This is a genomic window from Roseomonas sp. OT10 (assembly GCF_020991085.1).
Classification (GTDB): domain Bacteria; phylum Pseudomonadota; class Alphaproteobacteria; order Acetobacterales; family Acetobacteraceae; genus Roseomonas; species Roseomonas cutis.
The window spans coordinates 5,140,679-5,167,631 of record NZ_CP087719.1; the positions used below are offsets into that span (position 1 = coordinate 5,140,679).

A 26,953-nucleotide genomic window follows, 5' to 3' on the forward strand; every position below is an offset into this window, starting at 1 on the left:
GCCGTCATCCCGCGGGCATCGCGGCCCGCAGCAGGATCGCGCCGGATTCGTGCACCTCGCCGGACCAGCCGGGCGGAACCAGCGTCGTCGCGTCGAGCTGCGTGACGATGGCCGGCCCCTCGAACCGGTCCCCGGCCCCCAGCGCGGCGCGGTCGTAGAGCGCCGCGTCCCGGCTGCCCCCGGCGAAGTGCACGCGCTGCGTGCCCACCGGCACGGCGCCGTCGCCGGGCGGCAGGGTCGCGGCCACGGCGGGCGGCAGCAGCCCCGCCGCCTCCACGCGCAGGGTGACGATCTCGGGCGTTCCCTCCGGCAGGTCGAAGCCGTACAGCGCCCGGTGCGCGCCGGCGAAATCCGCGGCCGCCCGGGCCACGCCGCCGCGCCAGGGCACGGCCAGCTCGCTGCCCTGGCCGGCATAGCGCATCAGCACCACCCGCTCCCGCCGCCGGGAGGCGGGGGCGACCTGCTCCTCCGCCAGCCAGTCCTCCGCCTCGGCCTCCAGCGCGGCGAAGGCGGCTTCGATCGCGGGGTCGGCCGCCTCCCCGGGCAGGAGGGAGCGGCTGAACTCCGCGCGCAGGTCCGCGGCCAGCAGCCCCTGGGCGCAGAGCACGCCCGGCGAGGGCGGCACCAGCACCGTGCCGATCCCCAGCATCCGCGCCAGCGCGCAGCCATGCAGCGGCCCGGCCCCGCCGAAGGGGGCCAGGGCGAAGTCGCGCGGATCGTGGCCACGCTCCACGGACACGACGCGCAGCGCGCCGACCATGTTGGAATCCGCGATGGCCAGGATGCCGCGCGCGGCGGCGTGCAGGTCCAGCCCCAGCGGCTCCGCCACCTCGCGGCGCACCGCCGCCTCGGCCGCCCCCACGTCCAGCACCATGCGCCCGCCCAGCAGCCGCGGCGGCAGGTGGCCGAGCACGACATGCGCGTCCGTCACCGTCGCCTGCGTCCCGCCCAGCCCGTAGCAGGCGGGGCCAGGCCGGGCGCCGGCGCTTTCCGGCCCCACGGCGAGCGCGCCGTCGCGGGTGACGCGCGCCAGCGAGCCGCCGCCGGCGCCGATCGTCACCATGTCCACCATGGGCAGGGGCAGGGGCCATTCCCCCACCTTGCCATGCTGGGTGAGGCCGATGGCCCCGCCGCGCAGCAGGCAGATGTCGGCGCTGGTGCCGCCGATATCGACGGTGAGGATGTCGGGCACCCCGGCCGCCTGCGCCACCGCCCGCGCGCCCACCACCCCGGCCGCCGGGCCGGACAGCGCGGTGACGGCCGGGGCGCGGCGGATGGAGGTGGCGCCGGCCACGCCGCCATTCGACTTCATCAGCAGCAGCGGCGCCGCGATGCGCGCCTCCGCCAGCCGCTCCTCCAGCCGGCGGACATAGGTGGAGACCGCCGGCATCACCTGGGCATTCAGGATCGTGGCGAGCGAGCGCTCGTATTCCCGCACCACCGGCAGCACGTCGGAGGAGGCGGTGACCGCGATCCCGGGCAGGGCCTCGCGCAGCATCGCCGCCACGCGGGCCTCGTGCGCCGGGGCGGCGAAGGCGTGCAGCAGGCAGACGGCGACGGCGGAGACCCCCGCGGCACGGCAGGCTGCGGCCGCGTCGGCGACGCTGGCCTCATCCAGCGGGGTCAGCACCGTGCCGTCGGCCGCGACGCGCTCCACCACCTCGAAGACGCGGGAGGGCGGGACGGGGCGCGCGGGCTTCACCCAGGCATGCAGGTTGGCACGGCGCGGGATGTCCTGCCGCCCGATCTCCAGCACGTGGCGGAAGCCCGCGGTGGTGACGAGGGCCGTCGTGGCGCCCTTGCCCTCCAGGATCAGGTTGGTCGCCACGGTGGTGCCGTGCAGCACCCGCCCCACCCGCGCCTCCGCCTCGCCCGCCGCCTCCAGGGCCAGGCGTACGCCGGTCAGGAAGGCTTCCGAGGGGTCCTGCGGCGTGGAGGGGGTCTTGGCCGTCCAGGCGCGGCCGGTGGCGTCGTCCTGCAAAGTGATGTCGGTGAAGGTGCCGCCGATGTCGACCGCGACCGAAAGGGGGGCCACGGAAAGGTCCGCGTCAGTCGAGGGCATCAGCATAGCTCCCGCGGTGGAAGGCCCGCGCCTCGGGCCGGTCGGCGCGCCGCGCCGCGGTGGCGGCCGCGTCCACCGCGCCGCTCGCGACCACCACGCCGTAGTCGCGCGCCGCGCCCTCCGGGCTCACCAGCCCGCCCAGCACATCGGCCAGGACGGCGTCCGCCGGCCGGTCGAAGGGGTGGCCGCGCCCGCCGCCGCCCCCCGTCTCGATGCGCAGGATGTCGCCGCGCACCAGCCGGTTGCCGTCGGAGAGCGGGCGCAGCACCCGCTCCCGCCCCGTCCCCGGATTCACCACCACGCGCCCGGGTCGCCCGGACTGGCCGCCGGCCGCGCCCCAGGGCGGGTTCTCCACCCCGTCCACGCGCACCGCCAGCACGGCCTCGTCGGCAAGCACCTCGTACTCGCGCAGGATGCCGCAGCCGCCGCGCCAGCGCCCCGGCCCGCCGCTGTCGCGGTGCAGCGCGTAGTGGCGCAGGCGCACGGGGTATTCCAGCTCCAGGAACTCGACCGGGTAGTTCTCCTGCGCGACGAAGTAGACGCCGTCGATCCCGTCGGCGAAGCCGCGCGCGCCATAGCCCACGCCCAGCCCGTCGCTCATCAGGAAGGGCTTTCCCTGGTGCATGCCGCGCAGCAGCATGATGACATAGGCCGCATGCGCCGCCGGCGCCTCGCCGCCGGCCACCGCGACCAGCCCGTTCAGCGCCGCGAGCGTCCGCATCATGGTCAGGCCGCGCATGCCCAGCGCCGCCGGCCAGCGCGGCTGCAGCAGCGAGCCCTCGCGCAGGATCACCTCGTCCAGGGATTGCGGGCCGCCGGCATTGACCACCTGGTTCGGGTCGCCGCCGAGGAAGTACATGCCCAACGCCATGCCCGGCACGTCCGGGTTCATCAGGAAGTTCACCGGGCCGGGCGACTGGTCGTCCGTCTCCGTGGCGTCGAGGATGAAGCGGTCGTCGCCGTCCGGCGCCGGCTCCCGCGTCAGGGCCAGGCGCAGCCGCAGCGGGCCGTTGCCATGGCCGTCGCCATCGATGCGGTCGGTGAAGCGGTGCGTGCCGACGGGGAAGGTGTCGCGCAGCCGGGCGCGCACGATGGCGCGCGTGCGGGCCAGCAACTGCGCCAGCGCATCCGCCAGGATGTCGGGGCCGAAGCGGGCGGCGATCTCGCGCATGCGCGTCGCGCCCAGATCCACGCTGGCCATCAGCGCCCGCGCGTCGCCGCGCGCCACGGCGGGATAGCGGCAGTTGCGGTAGAAGATGTTCAGCGCCGCCTCGTTCAGCGTGCCCGCATCGATCAGCTTCGTCGGCGGGACGATGATGCCCTCGTGGAAGATCTCGGTGGCGTCGGGCGAGATGGAGCCGGGGCGCAGGCCGCCGATGTCGGCGAAATGGGCCCAGCCCATGACGAAGGCGATGCGCCGCCCCTCGTGGAAGACGGGTGCGAGGAAGACCTGGTCGTTGGAATGGCTGACCGCGCCGCGCGAGCCGTAGCAGTCGCTGTACCAGTAGAGGTCGCCCTCCCGCATCGCCTCCTTGGGGAAGTGGCGGAAGACCGGCCCGGTGATGTCGCCGAAGATCGGCACGTTGGAGCCGACCGCCATCACCCCGTCCGCGTCGAACAGCGCGTTGAAGAAGTCCTTCTTCTCGCGGATGAAGGCGGACATGGCGGTGCGCTCGATCAGCGCCTCCATCTCCACCTGGGCGGCGCGCATGGCGCCGCGCACGATCTCCAGCGTGACGGGATCGCAGAGCCGGGGCGGGGGGAGCCGGGACGGGGAGAGCTGGGCGGGCGGGGCGTCGTTCATGCGGCTCTCCGGTCGGGCAAGGGGGCGGGGCTCACTGGAAGGGCCGCGCGGTTTCCCGCGTGCCGGCGGGGTAGCAGAGCCTGCCGCCGACGACGCGGTAGCCGGCCTCCTGCAGGAGGCGCCGCGCGGCCTCGAGGCCGCCCCCCGGGGCGCGGGCCTCGATGCCCGGGTCGTGCCAGAACTCCAGCGCCGGCGAGACCAGCGAGTTCGACGGCACCGCCTGCCCGCCCCAGGCGGCGCCGGCCATCATCTCCCGGTTCGCCACCGTCGAGAGCGCGCGGCGGAAGGCAGGGTCGGAGAAGGGCGGGCGGCGCAGGTTGAAGGCGGCGTACTGGAAGCCGATGTCCACGCCCTCGCGCAGCGCGAGGGTGGCGGATTGCGACGCCACCAGGTCCCGCAGCGGCTCCGGGTCGCCGGGATAGTCGGCGAGCACGTTGACCTCCCCGCGGCGGAGTGCCCCGAGGGTGGATTCGATGTTCGTGATGATGCGGATGATGAGGCGATCCGCCTTCGGCCGGGACCAGTGGTTCGGGTTGGCCTCCAGCACCACCTCCTCGTTGGTGCGGTGGCGGACGAAGCGGTAGGGGCCGGAGCCGACCGCCTTCTCGTCGAGATAGGATTCCAGGTTCTCCGGGCGGCCCATGTAGTCCCGCAGCACCGGCTCCCACAACGCCTTCGGCACGATGTTCAGCTTCGACAGCGTGGCGATCTGGAAGGCGGCATCGGGCTTCCGCAGGGTGAAGCGCACCGTGCGCGGACCCGTCGCCTCGACCGAGGCGATGTTGGCCACGAAGGGCTTGTACATCGGCGCCTCGTCGCCGGTGCCGGGCAGCCGGAAGGAGAAGACGATGTCCTCCACGGTCACCGGGGAGCCGTCGTGGAAGGTCATGCCCTCGCGGATCACGCAGTCGATGGTGGTGGGATCGACCAGCGTCACCGTCTCCGCCGCCCAGGGCTTCGGCAGCCCGTCCGGGCCGACGCGCATCACCCGGTCCCAGACCAGCTCGTTCGCCCAGGAATCGGGGATGCCGCCGATGTTGAAGGGATGGATGACGCGCACCGGCTCGGTGCTGTTCAGCACGATGTCGCGAAGGTTGCCGGAGGGGGCGAGGCCGATCCAGTTCCAGAAGTTGCGCAGCCCCAGCCCCGCCTGCATCACCACGCTGCCCTCGGCGAAGATCCGCTTGTTGAAGGCCTGCAGGTTCACCGGGTGCACGAGGAAGGCATAGGGCTGGTCCTGGTTGATCCGCTCCTGCAGCTCCCGCATCAGCGCCTGTCGCTTCGGCAGGTCCAGCTCCGTGCGCTGCGCCTCGGCCAGCCGGTCATAATCGGGGCTGCTGTAGCCGACGAAGTTGTAGCCGCTGGCGATGTTGGCGGAGTGGAAGAGGTTGTAGACCAGCTCATCCGGGTCGCTGCGTTCGGGGCGGCCGGTCATCGCCCACATGGTGGCGTCCCAGCGCTGCCGCTCGTACCAGACGGTCTGGGTCAGCTGCTGGATCGGCATCGGCCGCAGCTCGATGGTCAGGCCGAGCTTGCGCCATTCCTGCGCCAGCAGCTCGGCGGCCTGCCAAGCGGCGGGAGCGGCAGCCTGGGGGCGGGTGAGCAGGATGATGGGCCGGATCGGGTCGCCCGCAGCGCCCTGTGCCAGGGCGGGGGCGGCCATGCCCAGACCAGTCATGTCCAGCCCGGCTATGCCCAGGCCGGCCGAACCGATGGTGGCGGTGCTGAGAAGCAGGGCTCGGCGGCGCATCGGCGTAGCTCCTTGTGCTTCGGGCGGTCAGGCGAGGTGGCAGGCGGCGTGGCGTCCCGCCGCGACCCCGCGCAGCACCGGCTCCTCCTCCGCGCAGCGGGCGAAGGCCAGCGGGCAGCGGTCGCGGAAGGTGCAGCCGGAGGGCTGGTTCACCTGGTCCGGCAGCCCCCCGCGAAGCGGCAGGGCGCCGCGGTCCTGCTCCACGCGCGGCACGGGCACGGCGGCGACCAGGGCGCGGGTATAGGGGTGGGCGGGGGCGGCGATGACCTCGGCGGTGGGGCCGGACTCGACCACGCGCCCGAGATACATCACCGCCACTTCCTCGCAGACGTAGCGGATCAGGGCGAGGTCGTGGCTGATGTAGAGCGCGGCCAGCCCCAGCTCGTCCCGCGCCGCGCGCAGCACGTTCAGCACGCCTGCGCGGACGGAGACGTCGAGCATGGAAACCGGCTCGTCCGCCACGATCGCCTTCGGATGCGTCACCAGGGCGCGCGCCAGCACCACGCGCTGGAGCTGCCCGCCCGACAGCTCGTGCGGATAGCGGTCGAGATAGGCGGCGGGCGGGTTCAGCCGCACCCGCGCCATCGCCTCCTGGATGCGGGCCGGGTGCTGCGCGGCGGGCAGGCCGAAATTGTTCAGCGGCTCGGTCAGGGAGCGGCGGATGGTGAAGCGCGGGTTCAGCGCGTCGAAGGGGTTCTGGAAGACCAGCTGCACCTTGGCCCGGAAGGGCAGCAGCGCCTTGCCCTGCAGGGGCGTGACGTCCCGCCCCTCGAACAGCACCGCGCCCGAGGTCGGCTCCTCCAGCCGCAGCAGCAGCCGCGCCGTGGTGGTCTTGCCGCAGCCGCTCTCCCCCACGATGCCCAGCGCCCGGCCGGCGCCGACCGCCAGCGACACGCCGTTCACCGCCCGCACCACAGGCCGCCGCCCGGCCAGCACGTCCGCCATGCGCCGCGGCGCCGGGAAGGCCTTCACCAGGTCATTGGCGGCGATCAGCGGGCCCATGTCGCGGCCTCCGCGGCGAGCGGGCGCAACGCGGCCGCCTCGGTGGCGCGCCAGCAGGCGGCATGGTGGTCCGGCGCCTCCTCGACCAGCGGCGGGTCCTCGGCGCAGCGCGCGACGGCGAAGGGGCAACGTGGCGCGAAGCGGCAGCCGCCGGGCGGGTCGAGCAGGGAGGGTGGCGCGCCCTCGATCGGCACCAGCTCGCCGCCCGCGCGCTCCAGGTCGGGGAAGGCGTTCATCAGCCCCATGGTGTAGGGGTGCAGCGGCGCCTCCAGCACGGCGCGCACCGGCCCGCTCTCCACCACGCGCCCGGCATACATCACCACCACCCGGTCGCAGGCATAGGCGACCACCGCCACGTCGTGCGTGACCAGGATCATCCCCAGGCCGAGCCGGGCCTGGAGGTCCTTCAGCACGTCCAGCACCTGCCGCTGCACGATCACGTCCAGCGCCGTCACCGGCTCGTCCGCGATCAGCAGGGCCGGATTCAGCGCCAGGGCCACGGCGATCGAGGCGCGTTGCCGCATGCCGCCGGAGAACTGGTGCGGCCAGTCCCGCAGGCGCCGCGCATCCAGCCCGACCAGGGCGAAGAGCTCCGCCGCCCGCGCCTGCGCCGCCGCGCGCGACATCCCGCCGCGCTCGGTCAGCACCTCCATGACCTGGGCGCCGACGCGCTGCACCGGGTCGAGCGCGTTCATCGCCGTCTGCGGCACGAAGGCGAGGCGGCGCCAGAGCAGCGCGCGCCGCTCGCCGGGCGAGAGGGCGACGAGGTCGCGCCCCTCGAACACGGCCTGCCCGGCGGCGATCCGCGCCGCGCGCGGCAGCACGCCCATCAGCGCGCGGCCCAGGGTGGACTTGCCGCAGCCGCTTTCCCCCACCAGCCCGACGATGGCGCCGGCGGGCACGTCGAAGCTGGCCCCGTCCACCGCCCGCACCGGACCGGCCGGCGTGGCGTAGTGGACGGCAAGGCCGCGGACGGAGAGCAGCGGCGCCATCAATCCCCCAGCTTCGGGAAGAGCAGCTTCTCGGAGCCGCGCGAGATCAGGAAGCCCGCCAGAACCAGCAGCACGACGCAGAGCCCGGGCGGGACGAACCAGTTCCAGGCGCCGCGCGACAGCGCCTGGTTGGCGAAGGCGTCCTGCAGCATCAGCCCCCAGGAGATCGCCGCCGGGTCGCCGAAGCCGAGGAAGGAGGCGGAGGCCTCGGTCAGGATCGCCCAGCCCACCGCGATGGAGCCGTAGAGCGCGGCCAGCGGCGCGACCTGCGGCGCGATGTGCACGAAGATGATGCGCGCGCGGGAGCAGCCGGTGACGCGCGCCGCTTCCACCCAGCCGCGCTCGCGCAGGGACAGCACCTGGGAGCGGATGACGCGCGCCGTGTTGGGCCAGAGCAGCAGCGCGACCGAGGCCACCAGCGTATCCGTCCCGGCATGGGTGAGGGCGGAGATCACCAGCACGAAGGGCAGGAAGGGCAGGCCCAGCACCACGTCGGCCAGCCGCATCACCAGCCGGTCCACCCAGCCGCCGAGGTAGCCGGAGAGCAGGCCGAGCAGCGAGCCCAGCGCCACGACGCAGATGGCCGCGGTGATGCCGACGGTGAGCGCCGAGCGGGTGCCGTGCACGAGCTGGGAGAAGATGTCGCGCCCGCCCGCCGTGGTGCCCAGCCAGTGCGTGGCCGAGGGCGGCAGGTAGCGCGCGACGCGGTAGGCGCCGCTGAACATGATCTGCCGCGGGTCGTGGGTGGCGATGAGGTCGGCGAAGACCGCGACCAGGATGAAGGTGGCGTAGATCGCCAGCCCGACCAGGGCGAAGGGCTGGGCCCGCAGGAAGCCCAGCGTCGCGCCGAGCGCCCGGCCCAGGCCGGGCCCCCAGCCGATCCCGCGCGTGGCGGGCAGGGCCCTATCGCTTGGCACCGACCGAAACCCTCGGGTCGAGCCAGGCATAGAGCAGGTCGGCCACCGTGTTCATGAGGACGAGGACGAAGGCGATCAGGATGAAGGCCCCCTGCGCCAGAGGATAGTCGGCCCCCTGCACCGCGCCCACCAGGACGCGGCCCAGCCCGGGCCAGGAGAAGACCTGCTCGATCACCACGTTGCCGCCGAAGGACTGGCCCAGGCCGAGCGCGAAGGCGGTCGCGACGGGCAGCAGCGCGTTGCGCGCGGCGTGGCGCATGACGATGGCCCAGCGCGAGAGGCCCTTCATCCGGGCCATGACGATGAACTCGTCGTTCAGCACCTCCAGCATGGTCGCGCGCATCAGCAGCAGCGGCAGCCCTTGCAGGTACAGGGCGAGCGTGATGGCCGGCAGGGCGAGGTGGCGCAGGAAGTCGAGCGAGGTCATCCGCGCCCATTCCGAGGCGTGCTCCGCCCCCGCCACGCCGGCGCCGCCGGAGGGGAAGATGCCCCAGGCGAAGGAGAGCCAGGAGAGCAGGATCATGCCCAGCCAGAATTCCGGCGCGGCGCGCGTGGCCAGCGCGGCGGGGATGGCGACGCCCTCGATCAGCGTTCCCCGCGCGAAGGCGAGGAAGGCGCCCGCCACGATCCCGAAGGCATAGGCGACCAGCAGCGCCGTGACGGTCAGCGCCACGGTGTTCGGCAGCGCCTCCATCAGGATGTCGGCCACCGGGCGCTTCTGTAGGAAGGAGATGCCGAAGTCGCCCTGCACGAGGCTGAGCAGGTAGAGCCCGTACTGCTCGTGCAGCGGCCGGTCGAGGCCGAAGGAGGCGAGCAGCGCGGCGCGCATCTCCTCGCTGAAGGATTCCGAGAGGAAGTTGAGCGTCGGGTCGCCCGGCATCAGCCGGAAGACCAGGAAGGTCAGCGTCGCCACCGCCCACAGCACGAAGAGCGCATGACCCAGGCGGCCGAGGAGCAGCCTCACGGGCGGCCCGCCCCCGCCGGCAGGCCCCTCACCGGTGCGCCCTCATCGGCCCCGCCCTCATTGGAACGGCGCCGTGCTTTCCTTCACGCCGGGGGGGTAGTGCAGCCGGTTCCCGACCAGCCGGTACCCCGCCTCCTGCAGCAGCTTCTTCGCCCCGTCGAAATTGCCGCCGGGGACGCGCGTCTCGATGCCCTTGTCGTGCCAGAACTCCAGCGCCGGCGAGACCAGCGAGTTCGCCGGGACCGCCTGCCCGTTCCAGGCTGCGCCCGCCATCATCTCGCGGTTGATCGCGGCCGAGAGCGCGCGGCGGAAGGCGGGGTCGGAGAAGGGCGGGCGGCGCAGGTTGAAGGCGACGAACTGGAAGCCAATGTCCACCCCCTCGCGGATCGCCACCATCGCCGGCATCTGCGCCGCGATGCCCTTCAGCAGCTCCGGGTCGCCGTAGTAGTCGGCGATGACGTTGACCTCGCCGCGGCGGAAGGCGCCCAGCGTCGCCTCCGTGTTGGTGATGATGCGCATGATCCAGCGGTCGGCCTTGGGCTTCGCCCAGTGGTTCGGGTTCGCCTCCAGCACCACCTCCTCGTTCACGCGCGAGCGGACGAAACGGTAGGGGCCGGAGCCGACCGGCTTCTCCTCGACGTAGGATTCGAGGTTCTGCGGCCGGTTCAGGTAGTCCTTGACCACCGGCTCCCACAGCTTCCTGGGCACGATGTTCAGCTTCGCCAGCACGGCGATCTGGAAGGCCGCGTCGGGGCGTTTCAGCGCGAAGCGCACCGTGCGCGGGCCGGTCGCCGTCACCGAGGCGATGTTGGCCACGAAGGGCTTGTACATGGGCGATTCGTCGCCCATCCCCGGCACCTCGAAGGAGAAGACCACGTCCTCCGCCGTCACTGGGCTGCCGTCGTGGAAGGCCATGCCCTCGCGCAGCGTGCAGTCGACGGTGGTGGGATCGACCTGCGTCACCCTCTCCGCGGCCCAGGGCTGCGGCAGCCCGTCCGGGCCGACGCGCATCAGCCGGTCCCAGACCAGGTCGGTCACCCAGGAATCCGGCGCGCCGCTGACATAGAAGGGGTTGGTCGCCTTCACCGGCTCGGTACTGTTCACCACGATGTCGCGCTGCCGCCCGGTGGGGCGCAGGCTGATCCAGTTCCAGAAGTTGCGCAGCCCCAGCCCCGCCTGCATCACCACGCTGTCCTCGGCGAAGACCTGCTTGTTGAAGGCGTGCAGGTTCACCGGATGCACCAGGAAGCCGTAGGGCTGGTCCTTGTTCACCAGCTCCTGCACCTGCATCACCAGGTCCCGGCGGCGCTTCTGGTCCAGCTCGACGCGCTGCGCCTCGGCCAGCCGGTCGTAATCGGGGTTGTTGTAGCCGACGAAGTTGTAGCCCGTGGCGATGTTGGCCGAGTGCAGCAGGTTGTAGACCATCTCGTCCGGGTCGCCGCGCTCCGGCCGGCCGACCATCTGCCACATCGTGGTGTCCCAGCGCTGCCGCTCGTACCAGACCACTTGGCTCTGCTGCTGGTTCGGCAGCGGGCGGAGGTCCACCACCAGCCCGAGCTTGCGCCATTCCTGCGCGATCAGCTCCGCCGCCTGCCAGGCGGCCGGCGCCGCGGCCTGGGGGCGGGTGATCAGCACGATCGGGCGGATCGGGTCGCCGGGCGCTCCCTGTGCCGCCGCGGGCAGGTGCGGCAGGGCCGTGAGGGATGTGGCGGCGAGGAGCAACTGACGGCGGCGCATGGGAAACGTCTCCGGCGATTGGCGCGCATGCAAGCACATCCTGTGCCTCAGGCAAGGCGGAATCCGCATCCATTGCATTCTTTTGGTATGCAGCCGCTTGCACGGCCGGGCCGTCGGTGCTGGCATCCGCGCCGCCAACGGGAGCCCGTCCGATGCCGATCAGCGATGCCGAGCGTTCCTTCCTCGATGCCATCTCCCTCGATGCGCCCTGGGAGCTGGTGACGACCTTCGCGCAGACGCCGCGCTGGAAGCCGGAGGACGTCAACGCGGCGGGCGGGATGATCGCCGAGCGGCTGCGCCGGCACGGCGTGCCGGTGGAGGTGCACCGGCCGGAGATCTGCCTCTCGATTCCCCACGATGCCTCCGTCACGGCCGCGGGCGTGACCTACCGCGCCAAGCCGCCCTCCTCCTCGCTGCCGGTGCCGGAGGGGCGCACCGCGCCGCTGGTCAAGCTGGTCGCCAACCCGAAGGCGCTGCGCTCCTACAACCGCGACATCGCCACGCTGTTCGGCGGCTCCATCACCTCCGTCGAGGAGGTGCGGGAGAAGGTGGGGGGGAAGATCGTGGTCATGCAGGGCTTCGGCAACCCCGCGCTGACCAGCCTGATCGAGGAGTGGGGCGGCGTCGGGCTGATCGCGGTCAATCCCGGCATCGACATCCACTGGGGCACCTGCACCACCATCTGGGGCAGCCCCGACCTGCACGACCTGCCGCGCAAGCCGAAGATCCCCGTGGTGGCGGTGAACAACCCGGACGGGCAGGCGCTGATGGCCCTGGCCGAGCGGGGCGGCGAGGCCACCATCCGCACGGTGATGCAGGAAGGCTGGTTCGAGCAGGCCGTCCCCGTCGCCACCATCCCCGGCACCGAGGAGCCGGAGAAGTTCGTCCTCCTGCACGGGCACTACGACAGCTGGGACGTCGGCGTGGGGGACAACGCCACCGGCGATGCCTGCATGCTGGAGGTGGCGCGGGTGCTCTGGGCCCATCGCGCCCGGCTGAAGCGCAGCGTGAAGATCGCGTGGTGGCCCGGCCATTCCACCGGGCGCTATGCCGGTTCCACCTGGTTCACCGATGCCTTCGCGCAGGAGCTGGACCGCGACTGCCTGGCGCAGATCAACTGCGACAGTCCGGGCTGCCGCTGGGCGACCTCCTACCACGAGACGCGGGCCTTCACGGAATGCGCCGCCCTGGCCGCGGGCGCCATCCGCGACGTGGTGCCCGGGGCGGAGATCAGGACCATGCGGCCGCCGCAGGCGGGCGACTACTCCTTCAACAACATCGGGCTGCCGAGCTTCCTGATGCTGTCCAGCACGATGCCGGAGGCGCTGCGCAAGGAGAAGAACTACTACGACGTCTCCGGCTGTGGCGCGAACATCGCGTGGCATACGGAGAACGACACGCTGGAGATCGCGGACCGCGACATCCTGCTGACGGACATGCGGATCTACCTGCTCTCCGTGCTGCGCGTGGCCAATGCGGAGGTGCTGCCCTTCGACTGGACCGCCACCTGCGACGAATTCGACGGCACCATCGGCGAGTACGAGGCCGCCTCCTCCGGCATGGCGGACCTCGCCCCGGCCCGCGAGGCGGTCGCGGCGCTGCGCCAGGCCCTCTCCGCGCTGGAGGGCGCGCCCACGGCCGCCCGCAATGCGGCGCTGCAGGAGCTCTCCCGGCTGCTGGTGCCGATCAACTACACGCGCGAGCCGCGCTTCACCCACGACCCCGCCTATACCGTGCCGCCCCTGCCCACCCTGGCCGTGGCGGCGGAGCTGCCCTCCCTGCCGGAGCACCTCCGCCGGCCGGGGCAGGTGGAGCTGATGCGCGGGCAGAACCGCTTCGTCGCCGCCCTGAACGCCGCCACCCGGCGCGTGCGGCAGGCCGCCGGCGGCTGAACCCAGCCCGTCCGGGAGGCGGCAGCCTCCCGGCGCGGCCGGGGCCGATCGACCATCATTTGGCGTGACGCGACGGGGTGTGATTCATCGTCTGGCGGCAGGGAAGGGGCCGCCGGATGGTGAGGCGCTACCGCGAAGCGACAGCGTAAGCTAGGGCAAGCAGATCGCGCTGGCTCACCCACGCCCCCACGAGCTCATCTTGAATCATCTGCGCTTCAGCATGCAAACGGCTGAAGACAGGAGGGCCGGGGGTGCTGTTCCTTTTCTGACCGAACATGGACCGCTTGCGTTTCAGGCGGAGTTCGGAGAGCAGATGCTGCATGGCGTCGCGCGCGAAAGACAAGGCCCACCCGCCCGCAGGCAAGGTCACCTCGCCGATGCGCTCGGACGCGCGCCGCAACGAGATGGCGATCGTGAAGGCCGCGAAGACTGAATTCGCCAAGAACGGCGTGGATGTTCCGGTGCGCGTCATTGCGGCGAGCGCCGGCGTCGGCATGGGCACGCTCTATCGCCACTTCCCCAAGCGGTCGGACCTGATCGTCGCGGTCTTCCGCCGCGAGATCGACGCATGTGCCGACGATGCAGCCACGTTTGCCAGCACCAAGGCACCGCTTGCCGCACTCGCCGCCTGGCTCCAGCGCTATGCGGAGTTCATCGAGACCAAGCATGGTTTCAGCGCCGCGCTCCACTCGGGCGATCCCGACTACGACGAGCTGCCGATCCATTTCCGGATGCGCTTCGAGCCGGCGCTGGAGAACCTGCTGGAGACCGCGCGCTCGGCCGGGGTGGTGCGAGCCGACGTCACGGCCTTCGATCTCCTTCGCGGCATCGGCAACCTTGCCACGGCCTCGGGGCCGGGCGGTCCTGCTCACGTCCGGGTGATGCTTGGGCTCATCGTCGACGGCCTTACCGTCATGCGGGCGGATTGACGCCTCCCTCGAACTGCGGCTGCCGGCGCCATGTGTGGGCCGTGAACCGCGCCGGGTTTGGCGGAGGCTGTTTGGCGTGAGTCAGGCCGCCAGGGCTATGGCCTCCTGGGCGGCATAGTAGCGCGCCTCCGCCTCGGCGGGCGGGATGTTTCCGATCGGCTCGAGGAGGCGGCGGTTGTTGAACCAGTCCACCCATTCGAGGGTGGCGAACTCGACGCCCTCCAGGCTGCGCCACGGGCCGCGGCGCCGAATGACCTCGGTCTTGAACAGGCCGATGACGCTCTCGGCCAGCGCGTTGTCGTAGCTGTCGCCGACGCTGCCGACCGACGGCTCGATGCCCGCTTCCGCCAGGCGCTCGGTGTAGCGGATAGACACGTATTGGACCCCGCGATCGCTGTGATGGATCAGCCCCATGCCCTGGACAGGCCGCCGGTCATGCAGCGCCTGCTCCAGGGCATCCAGGACGAAGCCAGCATGGGAGGTGCGCGACACCCGCCAGCCGACGATCCGCCGCGCGAAGGTGTCGATGACGAAGGCGACGTAGACGAAGCCCTGCCAGGTCGCGACGTAGGTGAAGTCCGACACCCAGAGCAGGTTCGGCCGCGGCGCCAGGAACTGCCGGTTTACCCGGTCGGCCGGGCATGGCGCGCCCTTGTCGGGCACCGTCGTCCTGGTCTCCTTGCCACGCACCACGCCGCGCAGGCCCATCTGGCGCATCAGCCGCGCCACCGTGCAGCGGGCGACCGACGTCCCCTCGCGGCCGAGCTGGCGCCAGACCTTCCGCACGCCGTAGACGCCGAAGTTCTCGGCGTGGACCCGCCGCACCTCCGCCCGCAGCATGCTGTCCCGCTGCGACCTGGCCGAGCCCAGAGTGGGATCGGCGCGGCGCGCGGCATGGGCGTGGTAGGTGGACGGGGCGATCGGCAGAACCCGGCAGATCGACTCGACCCCGTACACGCCCCGATGATCGTCGATGAAGGCGATCATGGCTTCGACCGGCGGTCGAGCTCCGCCAGGGCAAAATACGCTGATGCCTTGCGCAGGATCTCGTTCGCCTGGCGCAGCTCGCGGTTCTCCCGCTCCAGCGCCTTGATGCGATCCCGATCCTCGCTCGTGGGCCCGGCACGCTTGCCGCGGTCACGCTCGGCCTGCCGGACCCAGCGACGCAGCGTCTCCGCCGTGCAGCCGATCTTCGCCGCGATCGAGCCAATCGCCGCCCATTGCGAGCCATGCTCCCCGGCGCCGTCCAGCACCAGCCGCACCGACCGCTCCCGAACCTCAGGCGAGTAGCTCGCCGCCGTCTTCTTCGCCGTCATCGCTCCATCCTCTCAACGGTTGGAGCCTCCGCCAAACCCGGCGCGGTTCAGGCGGCGCCGAGCAGCCTTCACAGCGCTTGATTAAGCGGAGCAGTGCTCCATATAGTGCCACAATCGGAGCAATGCTCCGGTAATGGCCGGCCGTCCGGTCGCCCCGTGTGTGGGCCAACGAGGAGGGTACGATGGCCGACCAGGCACCGGTTGCCAGATCAACGGCGATGGATCTCGCGCAGGTCGTGTCGATCGCCCCGGTCAGGCTGACGGCGCCGCAACGTGGCGAGGATATCCAATTGCGTGTGTCGGCACCGGTCGACGGCGACCGGCTGCCGGTTCTCATTTTCTCCCACGGCAACGGTCAGTCGCATCACGCCTACGGGCCCATCGTCCATTACTGGGCCGCCCAAGGCTTTGCCGTCATCAGCCCGACCCATCTTGATTCCCGCATGCTCGCCCTGCCACAGGATGACCCGCGGCGGCCCGACCTATGGCACCACCGCGAGCAGGATCTGGTGCGGATCCTTGATGAGCTTGACGCGATCGCGGATCAGATCCCTGCGATTCACGGCAGGCTGGACCGGGATCGGATCGCGGTCGCCGGGCACTCCTGGGGCGCACAGACGGCCAGTATGCTGCTTGGTGCCACGCATCCCGATCCGCGCGACGGGACGACGGTCGGCATCGCCGACGATCGCGTGAAGGCGGGGGTCCTGCTCGCCGTGCCGGGTACCGGCGGCAGGAACCTCAGTGAGTTCGCCGCGACGCGGTTCCCGTTCATGAACCCCAGCTTTGCCCGGATGGACACGCCTGCCCTCATCGTCGCGGGTGACGCGGACCATGGCGCGATGACGACGCGCGGACCTGATTGGTGGCGCGAGGCCTACGACCTCAGCCCTGGGCGCAAGGCGTTGTTCACGGTGTTCGGCGGCGAACACTCGCTCGGCGGGGTCGCGAACTACGAGGCGAAAGAGACGACCGATGAGAGTCCGCTGCGCATCGCCGCCGTGCAACGGGTCACGACCGCCTACCTTCGGCACGTACTGGGGTTGGGTGATGCCGAGTGGCGGACAGTGAGCTCGGATGTCGCCTCGGAAGGCCGGATCGACACCAAGTGAAGGAGCTGAGCCGCGCCGCAGCCCTGGCGCGTCTGCGTGCCGGATCAATGGCGCGCGGGGCAGCGCGGCCCGCGCCCTGGCACTGTCGAGCATCGCGAGAGGAGATGTCTCAACGATGGCATGCGCAGCATGTTTTCGCTAGGGGCGGGACATTCGGTTCCACGTTCGACGGCGTGAGGAATGTAAGGTCGCCGTACTGGACCCACTCCTCCGCCAGACGGCCGCGGCTGTCGTATCGGAGCAGGTTCATCAGCTCGCGCCGCATCGGTTTTCCGTTTGGCATGGCCGAACCCACCACTGTGCCATGCAGGGTGCAGTCGCGCGGGACATAGCGATCGAGGGATCCGTCACCGGCTCGCGCCATGGCCTCCCTGCCGATGCGCACCAGGCCGCGGGCTTGCTCACTGTATCGAAGGTCGTCAGCGCTGATGAATTCATCCACCGGCTTCATGGCTGTTTGCCGGCGCAGACAGTTCCGTTGACCGCCTGCTTCCGTGCGAGAAAGTCCACGATATGGTCGGCAAACTCCGCAGCAGGGGTTTCAAGGGCAAAGTGTCCCGCGTCGATCAGGTGGATTTCGGCGTCGGGCAGATCCTTCCGATGGGCCTCGCCGCCTGAGGGAACGAACGCGGGATCGTGCCGTCCCCATTCCGCCAGCAGCGGCGGTTGATGGTCCTGAAAGCAGATACTGAAACGATGGACGGGCTGGATGCGATGGCGCTGTTTGTCTCTGCCGTGGACGAAGGTTCTCTCGCTGCTGCGGCGAGACGCCACGGTCAATGGCCGGCAGCCGTCACGGGGGCCGTATCGCTGCTTGAGCGGCAGGCCGGCGATATCCTTTTGCTCCGGTCGACACGCCGGCTCAGCCTGACGCCATCGGGCCAGCGGTATGTCTCTGTATGGAGTGATGTCCTGGCCAGGCTTCGCGAGATCGAGCCTGACCCTGCTGCCAGAACGCTCAAGGGTCAGATCGTCCTGACCGCTCGGAAGTTGTTCGGCCGCATGAAGGTCGTGCCGATCCTCGGGGAATTTCTTCGGGAGCATCCTCACATCGAGGCCAGGATGCTGATGGCCAATCATCTGTTCGATCTGACCGGCGAGGAAGTGGATCTGGCGGTGCGTCTCGCCCCCCTCTCCGATTCGACCTTCAAGACAGTCCAGGTCGGCGAAGTTCAGGTGCTGCTGTGTGCTTCCCCCGATTATCTGGCGAATGCCGGCGCACCTTCGACGCCCGCCAATCTCGACCGGCACGATTGCATCTCGCCAGGGCACCGGCACAGGCCAGGATGTAGCGCAAGGTGCCCCCAAAAACAACGCCGCCAATCCCTTTGCTGGAAGCAACCTGTTCGCCGGCGACAAGGTGGCTGCCGACCGCGCGCATGAAGTCCGAGCTTGCGCGCATGGTCGCGAACCCGGGCGATGGGGTGGAGCCCTACTCCTGTCCTTCTGGGAAGGCGCCCGCAACCACCCGGGCCTCCCCGGTCGGTTCTTGCCCGGGGGCCCGCAGGCTTGTCCCCATCGCCTGTGGGGGAGCGGCTTGAGCCGGCTCCGGCCGGCGCGATAGGATGCGCCATGCGGCATCTGGACACCGAGGCGCTGGCCGCCTTCACGGCGGTCGTGGATTTCGGCAGCTTCACCGCGGCTGCCGCGCAGATGCACAAGACGCCCTCGGCCATCAGCATCGCGGTTTCGCGGCTGGAGGAGCGGCTGGGCCATCGCCTGTTCCTGCGCGGCCACCGCAACATCGCGCTGACGGCGGCCGGAGAGCGCCTCCTCCTGCATGCGCGCAAGATGCAGGCGCTGGAGGCGGAGGCGCTGGCCGACCTGATGGGCGACCGCCGGGAGAGCCGGGTGCGCCTGGGCATGCCGGACGACTACGTCTCCTGGTTCGGCGCCGCGCTGGTGCAGCGCTTCAGCCCGGCGCATCCGAACGTCTACATCGACCTGCAATGCCACTTCTCCCGGCACCTGGAACGCATGGTCGGCAGCCAGGAGCTGGATCTGGCGCTGATCACCCAGAGCACGGACCGCCCCCAGGGCGAGTTCCTCCGCCATGAGCGGCAGGTCTGGTGCACCGCGCCGGACGCGGTGCCGGAAGCGCAGCGGGTTCTGCCCCTCGCGTTGTTCTCCGAGGAATGTCCGGCCAGGCCGGGCGTCTTCGCGCTGCTCCGCCAGGCCGGACGGGACTGGCGGCTGGTCCATTCCTCCTCGCACCTGGCCGGCATCGAGATCGCCGTGGTCTCCGGCAAGCTGCTGACCGTCCTGCCGGAGCCGGCGGTGCCCCGGGGCTGGCGCCGCCTGGGACCGGAGCACGGGCTGCCCGAATTGCCGGAGCTGCCCCTGGGTCTGCTGCATGCCCGCTCGCCCCGGCTGGCGGTGCGCCGGCTCGCCGCATTTCTCCGGCGGGAGTTCGGCGCCACCCAGATGCCTGCGGCAGCGGAATAAATTTCCGTCAAGCCCGCCCCAAATCTTTTCATCCCCCGCCGCCCGGTGGGCGATTGACCGTCGGGGCCCCTGGTCGCTCCAATCCGCCCGCCCCCAACGGACAGCGGATCTTCGGCCCATGACGACCTCTGCGCGCAATACTCCGGGCCTCACGCGCCGCCTGCTCGGCACCGCCGGCCTGGCCGCGGCGCTGGCGCCGGCCTGGAGCGGCCCGCTGCGCGCCCAGGCGCAGCCGAAGCGGGGCGGCCGCATCACGGTGGCGCTGAGCCCCGAGCCGCCGACGCTGATGCTGGGCCTCAGCGGCCAGGGGCCGGTGCAGCTCGTGGGGGGGAAGATCTACGACGCGCTGCTGACCTATGCGCACGACCTGACGCCGCAGCCGAGCCTGGCGAAGAGCTGGGAGGTCTCGCCGGACGGGCTGCGCTACACCTTCCGGTTGCAGGAGGGCGTGACCTGGCATGACGGGAAGCCCTTCACCGCCGAGGATGTGGTGTTCTCGATGCGGGACTTCCTGTCGGAAACCAACCCGCGCGCCCGCGGCCTGACCAGCCGCATCAAGGAATACGCCACGCCCGACGCGCAGACGGTGGTGATCACGCTGGGCGAGCCGGTGCCTGCCTTCCTCTGGTTCTTCGACGTCACCACCATGCCGATGATCCCGAAGCACCTCTATGCCGGGACGGATTTCCGCAACAACCCCGCCAATGCGACCCCCATCGGCACGGGGCCCTTCCGCTTCGTGGAGTGGCGCCGGGGGGAGCTGGTGCGCCTCGCCCGCAACGAGCACTACTGGAAGCCGGGCAGGCCCTATCTGGACGAGGTGGTGTTCCGCATCCTGCCCGACGCCGCCTCCCGCCTCGCGGCGCTGGAGAACGGGCAGATCGACGTCGCCTCCAACTACGACATCGATCCGGTCCACACGCCGATGCTGTCGCGCCTTCCCAACCTGGAGGTGACGAACAAGGGCTACGAGTTCCTCGGCCACCTCTCCTGGCTGGAGATGAACAACCGGGTGAAGCCGATGGACGACCGCCGCTTCCGCCAGGCGGTGCTGCATGCCATCGACCGCGACTTCCTGGCCCAGCGCATCTGGTTCGGCAACGCCATCCCCGCCACCGGCCCGCTGAACCAGGCGACGCGCTTCTACGAGAAGGACACTGCGCGCTACCCCTTCGACCCGGCGAAGGCACGCGCCCTGCTGGACGAGATGGGGCTGAAGCCCGGCGCGGACGGGGTGCGGGTCAGCCTGCGCATGATGCCGCTGCCCTATGGCGAGGTCTGGACCCGGATGGCGGAATACATCCGTGAATCCCTGGGCAAGGTCGGCATCCGGCTGACGCTGGAGGCGGTGGATGCCGGCGCCTGGGCGCAGCGCCTGGGCAACTGGGACTACGACATGACGATCAACGTGGTCGGCCAGTTCGCCGATCCGGCGATCGGCGTGGCCCGCAGCTACGTCAGCAGCAACATCCGCAAGGGCATCCCCTTCACCAACACCGAGGGCTATTCCAACCCGCAGGTCGATGCGCTGTTCGAGAAGGCCGCCGTGACCGTCGACCAGGGCGAGCGCGCGAAGCTCTATTCCGACGCCCAGAAGCTGCTGGTCCAGGACGTGCCGGTCGGCTGGCTGCTGCAGGTGCGCTTCCCGACGGTGCTGAACAAGCGCTTCGCGGACGTGATCACCACCGCGATCGGCGTGAACGAGAGCTTCGACGCCGTCCACCTGCGCTGAACCGGGCCAGGCCCCGTCGCCCGCGTGCCCGTCCTGCGGTTCCTCTCCTGGCAGTTGCTTCGCCTGATCCTGGTGGTCGCGGGTGTCGCGGTGCTGAACTTCACCCTGGTGCATCTGGCGCCGGGCGACCCCGTCAGCGTGCTGGCGGGCGAATCCGGTGCCGCGGACGCGCAGTTCGTCGCCCAGCTTCGCCGCGAGTTCGGGCTGGACCAGCCGCTGGCGGTCCAGCTCTGGCATTACCTCGCCAGCATCGCGCGGCTCGACCTGGGGATGAGCTACCGCCAGCGCGTCCCCGTGCTCGACCTCATCCTGGGTGCGCTGCCGGCCACGCTGCTCCTCACCGTGCCCGCCTTCCTGCTGGCGCTCGGCGGCGGCATTGCCTGGGGGCTTCATGCGGCGCAGCGGCGCGGCGGGCCGCGCGTCGCCGTCTTCACCGCCGGCACCGCCCTGTTCAATGCCGCGCCCGTCTTCTGGATCGCGCTGCTGGCAGTGCTGCTCTTCTCCGTGACGCTGGGCTGGCTGCCCGCCTTCGGAATGCGCGAGACGGATGCGCCGGACTCCGCCCTGCTGGCCGCGCTGGACGTGCTGCGCCACGCGGTGCTGCCAGTGGCCACCCTGGCGCTGTTCTACATGGCCGTCTACGCTCGGGTGATGCGCGCCTCGGCGCTGGAGGTGCAGCATCTGGACCATGTCCGCACCGCCCGTGCCAAGGGCGTGCCGCGGGCCCGGGTGGTGCGCCGCCACGTCGCGCCCAACGCCATCCTGCCGGTGATCGCGCTGGCCGGGCTGCAGGCGGGGCAGCTCATCGGCGGCTCGGTGGTGGTGGAGACGGTCTTCGCCTGGCCGGGCATGGGCCGGCTGGCCTTCGACTCCCTGCTGCAGCGCGACTACCCGGTGCTGATGGGCATCCTGCTGCTCTCCTCGGTCCTCGTCGTGGCGTTCAACGCGCTCACCGATCTGGTCGCCGCCCTGGCCGACCCGCGCATCGGCGGGGGTGCCTGATGCGCCGGGCCTCCCCCGCCCTGCTGCTGGGCCTGCTCTGCCTCGCCCTGGTGCTGGCCATGGCGCTGCTGGGCCCGGTGCTCTACCCGGTGGACCCCTGGGCCAGCGGACCGATGCCCTTCGCCCCGCCCCTGTCCGAAGGGGCGCCGCTCGGCACGGACCTGCTGGGGCGCGACATCCTGGCCGGGGTGCTGCAGGGCGCGCGCGTCTCGCTGCTGGTCGGCGCCGTGGCGGCGGCCGGGGCCGTGCTGCTGGGCGGGGTGGTCGGGCTGCTCGCCGGCTTCTTCCGCGGCGCCGTGGACACGGTGCTGACGGGGGTGACGGAATTCTTCCAGACGGTTCCGGGCTTCATCCTGTCGATCCTGCTGGTCTCGCTCTTCCGCCCGTCCCTCGGCTCGATCGTCACCGCCATCGCCCTGGTCTCCTGGCCCCAGGTGGCGCGGGTGGTCCGGACCCAGACCCTGTCGCTGCGCGAGCGGGAGTTCGTCCTCGCCGCGCGGCTCAGCGGCAAGCCGCTGTGGAAGGTGCTGCTGGTCGACCTCGTCCCGCACCTGCTGCCGCCGGTGCTGGTGGTGGCCAGCGTCATCGTCGCCAATGCCATCCTGACCGAGAGCGCGCTGAGCTTCATGGGGCTGGGCGATCCCCGGCTGATGTCCTGGGGCTACATGATCGGCGCCGCGCGTTCGGTGATCCGCTTCGCCTGGTGGATGAGCGTCTTTCCCGGCTGCGGCATCCTGCTGCTGGTGCTGGGGGTGAACCTGCTCAGCGACGGGCTGGCCCACCACCTCGACCCGCGCCGCTCGGTGGTGCGGGCATGAGCGGGCCGCCCGTGCTGGAGGTGCGCGACCTCTCCCTCTCCCTCGGCGGCCGGGCGCTGGTCCGCGACGTCTCCTTCGCCGTCGCCCCGGGCGAGACCGTCTGCCTGGTCGGGGAGTCCGGCTCCGGCAAGTCGCTGCTCTCGCTGGCCACGATGGGGCTGCTGCCGGAGCCGATCCGCGTGTCCGGCGGCACGATCCGGCTGAACGGCCAGGAGGTCACGGCGCTGGGGGAGACGGCGCTGGAGGGGCTGCGTGGCCGCGAGGCGGGGATGGTCTTCCAGGAGCCCCTTTCCGCCCTGAACCCGGTGATGCGGGTGGGCGAGCAGATCCGCGAGGTCTTCGCCACCCACGGCGTCGCCGCCGATGCCGCGCGGATCGCGGAGCTGCTGCGGCGCGTCGGCTTCCGCGACCCGGAGCGGATCGCCCGGGGCTACCCGCACCGCCTCTCGGGCGGGCAGCGCCAGCGGGTGATGATCGCCATGGCCGTGGCGCTGCGTCCGCGCCTCGTCATCGCCGACGAGCCGACCACGGCGCTGGATGTCACCACCCAGTCCCAGATTCTCGACCTGCTGCGCGACATCCGGCGCGAGCAGGGCAGTGGCCTGCTCTTCGTCACCCATGATTTCGGGGTGGTGGGCGAGATTGCCGACCGGGTGGTGGTTCTGCGCGCCGGCGAGGTGGTGGAGCAGGGGCCGGCCGCCGAGGTGCTCGGCGCACCACGGGCCGACTACACCCGGGCCCTGCTGGCCGCGGTGCCGCGCGGGGAGCCGCGGCCGCGCCGGGCGCTGGATGCTATACCGGCGATCGAACTGGCGGGAGCGCGCAAGACCTACCACCACCGCGCGGGGCTGCTGGCGCCGCGCCAGGCGCTGGTCGCGCTGGGCGACGTCTCGCTGACGGTGCAGCGCGGCGAGACTCTGGGGGTGATCGGGGAGTCCGGCTCCGGCAAGTCCACCCTGGCGAAGCTGCTGGTCGGGCTGGTGCTGCCCGAGGCGGGCACGCTGCGGATCGGCGGCACGGATGCGCTGGCGCGGGGCGCCCGGCGCGGCCTGTACCGGCAGGTGCAGATGGTGTTCCAGGACCCCTATGCCTCGCTGAACCCGCGGCGGCGGGTGCTGGACATCCTCGTCGAGGCGCCGCTCGCCGCCGGCATTCCCGCTGCCGTCGCGCGGGAGGAGGCGCTGGCCATGCTGCACCGGGTCGGCCTGCCCGAGGACGCGGCGCGGCGCTTCCCGCACGAATTCTCGGGGGGCCAGCGGCAGCGCATCGCCATCGCCCGGGCGCTGGCGGTGCGCCCCGCCGTGCTGGTGGCGGACGAACCCGTCTCGGCGCTCGACGTCTCCGTGCAGCGCCAGATCCTGGAGCTCCTGCGCGGCATCCAGGCGGAGCTGGGGCTGACCATGGTCTTCATCACCCACGACCTGCGCGTCGCGGCGGAGCTCTGCGACCGGTTGGCGATCATGCGGGAGGGGAAGGTGGTGGAATACGGCTGGACGGGGGAGGTGATGCGCCGTCCGCGGGATGCCTACACGCGCAGGCTGCTGGCCTCGATCCCCGGCAGGGCAGCGGCATGAGATCGGATGCGCTGACCCGGCGGCCGCCCGCGCCGCCGGCCGGCCCCGCCCCGCGCATTGCCGTCGGGCGGCTGTGGCAGGAGACCAATTCCTTCAACCCGCTGCCCACGACGCGCGAGGACTTCCAGGTGGAGGTGGGCGAGGCGATGATCGCCGCCTATGCCGGCTCGGCCACGCCGCTGGGCGGCATCCTGGCGCGGCTCGGGGCGCTGGGCGCGTCGGCGGTGCCGGTGCTGGCGGCCAAGGCGCGGCCGGGCGGGCCGATCGAGCCGGGCTGGATGGCGGAGCTGCTCGACCGGATGGTGTCGGGGATCGTCGCCGCCGCGCCGGACGGCGTCTGCCTGGAGCTGCACGGCTCGATGGCCGCTGCCACAGGGGCCGTCCCGGAGCTGGACGACGTGGAGGGCACGCTGCTCGCCCGGCTGCGCGCCGCACTCGGTCCGGACACGCCCATCGTCGCGGTGCTGGACCTGCACGGGCACGTCACCGCGACCATGGTGGCGGCGGCCAGCTTCCTGACCGGCTACCGCACCCATCCGCATGCCGACATGGTGGAGACGGGCGAGCGCGCCGCCTCCGTCCTGATGGCCATGCTGGCCGAGGGGCTGCGGCCGCTGGCGGCGCGCCGCTCCCTGCCCTTCCTGGCGCTGTCGAACGACGAGACGAGCATGCCGCCGATGCGGCGGCTGCGCGGCTTGCAGGAGACGCTGCCCGGCTGCCGGGACCCGCGCTTCCTCGACCTCTCCCTGTTCAACGTCCACCCCTTCCTGGACCTGCCGGGCATGGGGCAGGTGGTGCTGGCCTATGCCGAGGATGGCGGGCTGGCGGAGGCGGTGGCGGAGGAGATCGCCGCCGCCTTCTGGGCCGCGCGGGGGGAGTTCGCGGGGGCCTCGCCGGCCATGGCGGAGGTCTTCGCCGCCATCGCCGAATCCCCCGGCCGCCCGGCCGCCATCGGGGACGAGGGCGACAGCGTCCTGGCCGGCACGCCAGGCGATTCCCTGGCCCTGGCCCGCTTCGCCGCAGAGCATCACCCCGGCCTGCGCGGTCTCGCCCCGGTCTACGATCCGGCGGCCGTGGGGGCCGCGCAGGCAGCGGGGGTCGGGGCCTGGCTGGAGCTGGCCCTGGGGGGCGGCATCACCCCCGGGTTGGAGCCCTGGCGCCTCCCGGTGGTGGTGGAGCGGCTGACCGCGGGGCGCTTCGCCAATACCGGCGCCTACATGACCGGCGTGGTCAACGATCATGGCCCCAGCGCGGTGCTGCGGCACGGCGCGCTGCGCCTGCTCGCCACCAGCCGGGCGCCCTCGGCCACCGACCCTGCCCTGGCCACCGAGGCGGGGCTGTTGCTCGCCGATCTCGATTTCCTCGTGGCCAAGTCCGGCAACCACTTCCGCCTGTCCTTCGCGTCGGAATGCCGCTGCCTGGTCGCGGCGACGCCCGGCCTCTCCGCGCGCGCGGTCGGATTCCTGCGGCACCGGCGCGGGCGGCCACTCTTTCCCATCGACCCGCTCTGACGGCAGGCCCTGAGGGGGCCCGCCGCGGCGGCTTGGAGACGGTTTCATGGCACATCTGGTCGGCGGCATCTCCAGCGGCGCACGCGGCCTGCCGGAGTTGGACGGCGAAGGCTTCCTCGTCTCCCGCTCCGAGGGGCCCTGGGTCTGGGATGGCGCCGGCCGCCGTTACGTCGACACCGCGCTGGGGTTCGGTGCCACCGTGCTGGGCCATGCCCCGCCCGCCGTCTGCGCGGCGGTGCGCGAGGCCATCGACCGCGGGCCGATGCCGGCCTTCCCGCACGCGCTGGAGGAGGCCGCCGCCGCGGCCCTGACCGCGCAGACCGGGCCGCTGGATCGCGCGGTCTTCACCAACACCGGCAGCGAGGCCGTCCACCTCGCCTGCCGCGTCGCGCGCGCGGCGACGGGGCGCGGCACCATCGCCAAGTTCGCCGCCGGCTACGACGGCTGGTACGACGAGGTGGCCTTCGGCAATGCCGGCAGCCCGGAGGCGCTGATGCAGGCCAATGCCCGGCCGCAGCGCCAGCGCACCGTGCTGCTGCGCTTCAACGACCTCGACGACGCCCGGCGGTTGTTCGAGGAGAACGGCGACATCGCCGCGCTCGTGATTGAGCCGGTCCTGGCCAATGCCGGCTGCATCCCGCCGGCCCCGGGCTACCTGGCGGCCCTGGCGGCCCTGGCGCGGTCCAGCGGCGCGATGGTGATTGCCGACGAGGTGCTGATGGGCTTCCGGCTGCAGGCGGGGCTGACCAGCCCGCTGCTGGGGGTGACGCCGGACCTGGCGACCGTCGGCAAGGCGATCGGCAGCGGCTTCGCCGTCGCGGCGGTGCTGGGAACCGAGGCGGCGATGGCGCCGCTGACGGAAGGGCGCGTCCCGCGGGCGGGCACCTACAGCGGCAATCCCGTCGCCTGTGCGGCGGTCTGCGCGACGATGGCCCTGCTGCGCGGGATGGACTACGCGGCGCTGCTGCGCGACGGGGACCGGCTGCGCCAGGGGATCGAGGCGGAGTTCGCCGCGGCGGGCCTGCCGGTCTGCACCAGCGGGTACGGCAACGTCTTCACCCTGTGGCGCGGCAGCGAGCCGCCCGGAACCTACGCGGACGCCCTGGCCCGCATCGACCACGGCTTCAACCGGCTGATGCACGACGCGCTGCGCCGGGAAGGCGTGGTCTCCATGGCCGTGCCCTTCGGCCGCCACTACCTCTCCGCCACGCATCCGGGCGAGGCCCTCGACCGGCTGGATGAAGCGTTCCGCGTCTGCGCCAGGCGCATCGGCGACGTGCCGCAGATGCTGAACTGACGGAGGCACGCCGTCGCCCCTCGGCCGGTGGCGCGCGCGTGGATGGCGCCGGACGCGGCGGGGCGGGGCCTGCATCCGGCCTTGCGGGATCGGCTCC

Annotated in this window: 21 protein-coding genes and 1 other annotated feature; of the genes, 11 read left to right on the top strand and 10 right to left on the bottom strand. The window is 71.8% G+C overall.

Annotated elements, in window-relative coordinates:
- Positions 1 to 4 precede the first annotated feature (4 nt).
- The 8 genes from LPC08_RS23445 to LPC08_RS23480 are packed head-to-tail and all read right to left on the bottom strand — an operon-like array spanning position 5 to position 11,228.
- Entirely contained in the window at positions 5 to 2,062 is a 2,058-nt protein-coding gene (locus LPC08_RS23445; RefSeq protein ID WP_230450626.1) for a hydantoinase/oxoprolinase family protein, read from the bottom strand.
- Complete coding sequence (locus LPC08_RS23450; protein WP_230450627.1) at positions 2,049 to 3,866, bottom strand: hydantoinase B/oxoprolinase family protein; 1,818 nt, start codon at positions 3,864 to 3,866, stop codon at positions 2,049 to 2,051. Before LPC08_RS23450 ends, LPC08_RS23445 begins: the two co-directional genes overlap by 14 nt.
- A gap of 31 nt (positions 3,867 to 3,897) precedes the next feature.
- Positions 3,898 to 5,616 (bottom strand): ABC transporter substrate-binding protein, encoded by a 1,719-nt coding sequence (locus LPC08_RS23455; protein ID WP_230450628.1) that lies wholly within the window; start codon positions 5,614 to 5,616, stop codon positions 3,898 to 3,900.
- Between the two features lie 27 nt (positions 5,617 to 5,643).
- Positions 5,644 to 6,618, bottom strand: coding sequence for an ABC transporter ATP-binding protein (locus LPC08_RS23460; RefSeq protein WP_230450629.1), 975 nt, complete (start codon positions 6,616 to 6,618; stop codon positions 5,644 to 5,646).
- Complete coding sequence (locus LPC08_RS23465) at positions 6,606 to 7,610, bottom strand: ABC transporter ATP-binding protein (protein ID WP_230450630.1); 1,005 nt, start codon at positions 7,608 to 7,610, stop codon at positions 6,606 to 6,608. The genes LPC08_RS23460 and LPC08_RS23465 overlap by 13 nt, the downstream gene beginning before the upstream one ends.
- Positions 7,610 to 8,527 carry an ABC transporter permease gene (locus tag LPC08_RS23470; protein WP_230450631.1) on the bottom strand — a complete coding sequence of 306 codons (918 nt, stop codon included), beginning with the start codon at positions 8,525 to 8,527 and terminating at the stop codon, positions 7,610 to 7,612. The genes LPC08_RS23465 and LPC08_RS23470 overlap by 1 nt, the downstream gene beginning before the upstream one ends.
- Positions 8,514 to 9,491, bottom strand: a complete 978-nt coding sequence (locus LPC08_RS23475; protein WP_230450632.1) for an ABC transporter permease — start codon at positions 9,489 to 9,491, stop codon at positions 8,514 to 8,516. Before LPC08_RS23475 ends, LPC08_RS23470 begins: the two co-directional genes overlap by 14 nt.
- Positions 9,492 to 9,548: 57 nt before the next feature.
- Positions 9,549 to 11,228 carry an ABC transporter substrate-binding protein gene (locus LPC08_RS23480; RefSeq protein WP_230450633.1) on the bottom strand — a complete coding sequence of 560 codons (1,680 nt, stop codon included), beginning with the start codon at positions 11,226 to 11,228 and terminating at the stop codon, positions 9,549 to 9,551.
- A 152-nt stretch (positions 11,229 to 11,380) separates the two neighbouring features.
- On the opposite strand from LPC08_RS23480, the gene LPC08_RS23485 reads away from it, so the two are divergent.
- Positions 11,381 to 13,120, top strand: coding sequence for a M28 family peptidase (locus tag LPC08_RS23485; protein ID WP_230450634.1), 1,740 nt, complete (start codon positions 11,381 to 11,383; stop codon positions 13,118 to 13,120).
- Between the two features lie 320 nt (positions 13,121 to 13,440).
- Positions 13,441 to 14,049 (top strand): TetR/AcrR family transcriptional regulator, encoded by a 609-nt coding sequence (locus tag LPC08_RS23490; protein WP_230450635.1) that lies wholly within the window; start codon positions 13,441 to 13,443, stop codon positions 14,047 to 14,049.
- Between the two features lie 81 nt (positions 14,050 to 14,130).
- Here the strand turns inward: LPC08_RS23490 and LPC08_RS23495 are convergent.
- A protein-coding gene (locus tag LPC08_RS23495; RefSeq protein ID WP_230449651.1) for an IS3 family transposase occupies positions 14,131 to 15,365 on the bottom strand; the annotation gives its coding sequence in 2 pieces (ribosomal slippage) (positions 14,131 to 15,071 and positions 15,071 to 15,365; 1,236 coding nt in all).
- Positions 14,962 to 15,078 (bottom strand) — a sequence feature (AL1L pseudoknot). It overlaps the preceding gene by 117 nt.
- 182 nt (positions 15,366 to 15,547) lie before the next feature.
- Here LPC08_RS23495 and LPC08_RS23500 point away from each other — a divergent pair.
- Positions 15,548 to 16,477, top strand: coding sequence for an alpha/beta hydrolase family protein (locus LPC08_RS23500; protein WP_230450636.1), 930 nt, complete (start codon positions 15,548 to 15,550; stop codon positions 16,475 to 16,477).
- A gap of 109 nt (positions 16,478 to 16,586) precedes the next feature.
- On the opposite strand, the gene LPC08_RS23505 is transcribed toward LPC08_RS23500, so the two are convergent.
- Positions 16,587 to 16,928 (bottom strand): nuclear transport factor 2 family protein, encoded by a 342-nt coding sequence (locus tag LPC08_RS23505; protein ID WP_230450637.1) that lies wholly within the window; start codon positions 16,926 to 16,928, stop codon positions 16,587 to 16,589.
- A gap of 263 nt (positions 16,929 to 17,191) precedes the next feature.
- Between LPC08_RS23505 and LPC08_RS26335 the strand changes: the two genes are divergently transcribed.
- The 8 genes from LPC08_RS26335 to LPC08_RS23545 all read left to right on the top strand — a co-directional run bounded on the left by LPC08_RS26335 (position 17,192) and on the right by LPC08_RS23545 (position 26,856).
- Positions 17,192 to 17,860 carry a LysR substrate-binding domain-containing protein gene (locus LPC08_RS26335; protein ID WP_370643364.1) on the top strand — a complete coding sequence of 223 codons (669 nt, stop codon included), beginning with the start codon at positions 17,192 to 17,194 and terminating at the stop codon, positions 17,858 to 17,860.
- A 189-nt stretch (positions 17,861 to 18,049) separates the two neighbouring features.
- On the top strand, positions 18,050 to 18,922 hold the full coding sequence (locus tag LPC08_RS23515; RefSeq protein WP_230450639.1) for a LysR substrate-binding domain-containing protein: 873 nt from the start codon (positions 18,050 to 18,052) through the stop codon (positions 18,920 to 18,922).
- 118 nt (positions 18,923 to 19,040) lie between these two features.
- Positions 19,041 to 20,654: an ABC transporter substrate-binding protein gene (locus LPC08_RS23520; protein WP_230450640.1), complete on the top strand. Its 1,614-nt coding sequence runs from the start codon at positions 19,041 to 19,043 to the stop codon at positions 20,652 to 20,654.
- Positions 20,655 to 20,678: 24 nt separating this feature from the next.
- The gene (locus tag LPC08_RS23525) at positions 20,679 to 21,656 is read left to right on the top strand and encodes an ABC transporter permease (RefSeq protein ID WP_230450641.1); all 978 of its coding nucleotides are present in this window, start codon (positions 20,679 to 20,681) and stop codon (positions 21,654 to 21,656) included.
- Complete coding sequence (locus LPC08_RS23530; RefSeq protein WP_230450642.1) at positions 21,656 to 22,474, top strand: ABC transporter permease; 819 nt, start codon at positions 21,656 to 21,658, stop codon at positions 22,472 to 22,474. The genes LPC08_RS23525 and LPC08_RS23530 overlap by 1 nt, the downstream gene beginning before the upstream one ends.
- The gene (locus LPC08_RS23535; protein WP_230450643.1) at positions 22,471 to 24,048 is read left to right on the top strand and encodes a dipeptide ABC transporter ATP-binding protein; all 1,578 of its coding nucleotides are present in this window, start codon (positions 22,471 to 22,473) and stop codon (positions 24,046 to 24,048) included. The genes LPC08_RS23530 and LPC08_RS23535 overlap by 4 nt, the downstream gene beginning before the upstream one ends.
- The gene (locus LPC08_RS23540; protein WP_230450644.1) at positions 24,045 to 25,559 is read left to right on the top strand and encodes a M81 family metallopeptidase; all 1,515 of its coding nucleotides are present in this window, start codon (positions 24,045 to 24,047) and stop codon (positions 25,557 to 25,559) included. Before LPC08_RS23535 ends, LPC08_RS23540 begins: the two co-directional genes overlap by 4 nt.
- 46 nt (positions 25,560 to 25,605) lie before the next feature.
- The gene (locus LPC08_RS23545; protein WP_230450645.1) at positions 25,606 to 26,856 is read left to right on the top strand and encodes an aminotransferase class III-fold pyridoxal phosphate-dependent enzyme; all 1,251 of its coding nucleotides are present in this window, start codon (positions 25,606 to 25,608) and stop codon (positions 26,854 to 26,856) included.
- The last annotated feature ends 97 nt before the right edge of the window (positions 26,857 to 26,953 follow it).